This window comes from Paracoccus sp. IB05 (assembly GCF_016405985.1).
Classification (GTDB): domain Bacteria; phylum Pseudomonadota; class Alphaproteobacteria; order Rhodobacterales; family Rhodobacteraceae; genus Pseudogemmobacter.
Map to the genome: position 1 here is coordinate 1 of NZ_JAEFCF010000083.1, position 3,386 is coordinate 3,386.

A 3,386-nucleotide genomic window follows, 5' to 3' on the forward strand; every position below is an offset into this window, starting at 1 on the left:
CGATGGCCTCGGCCAGCCGGGCCTGTTGCAGGCCGCGCGCCTTGCGGAAGGTCCGAACCTGCCCGGCGATGTAGTGTTTGAGATCGCTGTCCATGATGCCGGATTAGGCTTCATATACTGACAGCATAAATCGAGCATGCTTTGAATTTCCTGAATAATTGAAGCATAGTTCTGATTTGTGAAAGTATCCGATATGAAGGCGATGAAATGGCTGGTGATCGGCGCGACTGTGGCCCTGTCAGGCTGCGCCCCGGCAAAGAAGCTGGGGCCGTTGCCCGGTGACCCGGTGAAAGCCTGTCGCTCGGGCATCCGCGAAGCCTGCGCGCTGCTCGCCATGCAGCAAAACGCGATGCGCGACCTGCAACAGCAGGCGGTAACGGCCCCGGCCTACCGGCCCGTTTATGCCTATGGACCGCGTCCCGGCGGGCAGATGAATACCACCTGCCGGAGCTATACTGGGACCACCTACTGCAACTCGAATTATCAGTGAGGGGCGTCGGGGGCGGATCAGATCATGGCCAGGGTGAGTAAGTTTCTCGGGGCGGCTGCATTCATTGGCGCATTCGCACTGGTGCGCCATGGCGACGACTTCCTGCGCCGCATGGATTTCTACTGGCTGGTGCATAACTCCACTGCCTCGGGGCGGATCGGAGGTCCGATTGCCGATGCGATACCGAAGGCGGCAGAGGATTGCCCGCCGGATGGCAGACCCGTGAGACGGATCGAGCTCACGCCGGAGCAGGCGGAAATCATCTTTGGCCCACCATCGGAGCGAAAGCAGGCTGAACCGGCAGCCAGTCGAAAATGCCGCCCGCGCAAGGTGATCACGCTGACGCCGGAGCAATGGAAAGCATTCATGTCACCAGAGGATTGGGAACGGGCCTTCGCTACCAAGACCGCCGAACCGCAGGAGACACAGCCATGAGCCCCGACACGTTCCGCCCGATCCTCGCCACCTGCGCAGTCTGGCTCACCCTGGCATGCCTCTACCTCGTCCAGCCGCTGGTGGCGATGGCTGCGCTGCTGTTTGCTGGCCTGTGGCTCGTCGGCGCAGCCGTCTGGTGGGGCTGGAAATGGTGGAACCGATGACGGGCAGATCAAACAGACCGAGGCTTGGAGCCCATTGCGGTCATTGTGCCACGAAGCGGTCTGTGCCAACTTTCATCGCATGACAGAAGAAGAACGCGATGCAAAAGCTCTGAATGACGTGAACACTTACGGGTGTCATGTGTTGAAAGTACTAGCCGGAGACAGCTTGCCGCAGTTCGCCTACTCGATTGGGATCGAGAAAACATCACGGCAACCCGACCTGCTGGTTACTGGGCTCAAGCTAGAGGTGGGGCATTGGATCATTAACGAATACAATCGCAGAGTGCGTGAGGGAGAGACCTTCGTTCCAAACCAGCCTTACGAAGGTTTTCTTGACGGATTTCCCGTGTTCTTCAGCCCAATGCTGAAAGATCACTATGCAGAGCATGTCGGTTGGGGCCTGTGGTTGCACAATGATGACAACTTCCGGGTGTTTCAGCTTATCTGGCCGGACACTTCGGGTCTCTGGCCGTGGGATCCAAATGCGACAGCCTACTACAGGCGAGCAATGCCGCTGCTGTGTGAACCCTTAGGTATCTCGGAAAATCCTGCCGCCTTGTCAGTGAAACCTGTAGAGGCCATGCCGATGGATCATGCTTTAGACAACAAGTGTCACACGATGTGCATTTGTTGCGAGCACGTTTTCGATGGTGATCGGCCAATCTTATACATCTGTCGGGATTTTGACGGCGACGACGATGTTCCACAGTACCTTTGTGGCCAGGTTGACCATTTTTCTGCTGACGGAGGCAGAATACTCCACTTCTCTCACCTGAAAGAAAACGACCCGTCCATACTCGACCCTTGGCTTGTTCCTAAGGGCGCTGCATTTGAAAGATCTTCTATTTCGGACGCTTGGAGTGAAACTGATATAGACGCCTGAGGTGGCGGTTGCCGAGCGTCAGCTTTGTCCGCATCGTGACGACAGCAGGCCCGGTCCAGCGCTGCTGGCGGTATCAGGCCGTCAGGATCGACACTCAGAGCCCTGAGCGGACGGTCGTGTCCGCATCATATTAATTGAACTTGCCGTCAGGTCATGCGATGGATAGTTTCATGGTGAACAAATCTACATATCTCCCGTGGCTATGCCACTCAGTCTTCCTTCGGGGCTGCTATCGTTGATCGCGTGGCGGTCCAACGTGCAAACTTGTTGACTGAAGTTTCTGGAGAAATGAGATGGCCGTTCCTGCGGTTCTGAAGAATTTGGTCCTTGAGGTCCCTGATTTTGAAACACCTGAGTTTTGCCGAGGTATAGTTGCCCGAGCCAATTCATTGGGATTTCAACCAGCCACGATCACGTCTGAAAATGGCACGCAGGTCGTGCTTGAGATTAGAAATAATGACCGTGTGATCTTTGACGATCCGGTCCTCGCGAAAACTTTGTGGCACAAAGTAAACTCTTATTTTCAAGCACCCTTCCGAGGCGGCAAGGCGGTATGCTTGAACGAAAGATTTCGGATATATCGCTACCGTGCAGGTCAATTTTTCGACTGGCATCAGGACGGAGAATTTGTGGCAGATGGGGGGCTTCGTAGTAAATTCACTATGATGATCTACCTAAGTGATGAGAGTGTGGGCGGCGGAACATCCTTCTCCGAGATTTTCTCTCCCCATGTTTTCAGTGATTTCACAATTGAGCCCTCGATAGGAAAGGCTCTGTTCTTTCATCATCCGCTCTCCCACAGGGGCGATCCAATCATTAGCGGCGAAAAGTATGTTCTCCGCACTGACGTAATGTTCGCACTGGAGACTTAAGGTGGTGCCTGACGAAGCGACTGTCCGCTCCGTCCCGCATAGCTGACCCATCGCGAAGTGTAGCGCTTGTAGACGATGCAGGCTCTTTCGGGACCGATACTGCCAGGGGCCTATATCCTGTATCCTGGCGCAGCCATTGTCCCTCGACTGCCACATATTTCCGGCAAACCGCAGCGCCCCATTTTGTACGCCATCCGGCCAACCTGTTAATTTTGCGCTATAAATCAGGGCGAAGCAGGAGCCGCAAAGATGACGAAGAACAACACCGCAGGCGCAACATGGGCCACCGTGACTTTGGCGATGCCGCAGCTTGTCGAGTGGCAGATCGAAGGCGATGCCGCGCCGCAGGCGGGCAGCAACCTTCGCGACTTCGTGGCAGCGCTGGCGGCGGTCAGCGAAGGGCGCGATACTGTGGTCCGGGTGAATCTGGTGCTCAGTCTGTGAGGAGGATCGGCCTTCGATTCGAGCGCTATGCCGGACAAGGGGGTGTCAATCGGCATCCAAACGGGCCCCCTGATCGGCGTCCAAAAGTGACCCCTTTG

General features: G+C 56.0%; 6 protein-coding genes. All 6 read left to right on the forward strand.

Annotated elements, in window-relative coordinates:
- Positions 1–193 precede the first annotated feature (193 nt).
- The 6 genes from JC607_RS25040 to JC607_RS25065 all read left to right on the forward strand — a co-directional run bounded on the left by JC607_RS25040 (position 194) and on the right by JC607_RS25065 (position 3,288).
- Positions 194–490, forward strand: coding sequence for a hypothetical protein (locus tag JC607_RS25040; RefSeq protein ID WP_198839423.1), 297 nt, complete (start codon positions 194–196; stop codon positions 488–490).
- Positions 491–514: 24 nt separating this feature from the next.
- Positions 515–925 (forward strand): hypothetical protein, encoded by a 411-nt coding sequence (locus JC607_RS25045; RefSeq protein WP_198839424.1) that lies wholly within the window; start codon positions 515–517, stop codon positions 923–925.
- Positions 922–1,089, forward strand: coding sequence for a hypothetical protein (locus tag JC607_RS25050; RefSeq protein WP_198839425.1), 168 nt, complete (start codon positions 922–924; stop codon positions 1,087–1,089). Before JC607_RS25045 ends, JC607_RS25050 begins: the two co-directional genes overlap by 4 nt.
- 79 nt (positions 1,090–1,168) lie before the next feature.
- Complete coding sequence (locus JC607_RS25055) at positions 1,169–1,972, forward strand: DUF4262 domain-containing protein (protein WP_198839426.1); 804 nt, start codon at positions 1,169–1,171, stop codon at positions 1,970–1,972.
- A gap of 293 nt (positions 1,973–2,265) precedes the next feature.
- Positions 2,266–2,844: a 2OG-Fe(II) oxygenase gene (locus JC607_RS25060; protein WP_198839427.1), complete on the forward strand. Its 579-nt coding sequence runs from the start codon at positions 2,266–2,268 to the stop codon at positions 2,842–2,844.
- Between the two features lie 249 nt (positions 2,845–3,093).
- The gene (locus tag JC607_RS25065; RefSeq protein WP_198839428.1) at positions 3,094–3,288 is read left to right on the forward strand and encodes a hypothetical protein; all 195 of its coding nucleotides are present in this window, start codon (positions 3,094–3,096) and stop codon (positions 3,286–3,288) included.
- Positions 3,289–3,386 lie beyond the last annotated feature (98 nt).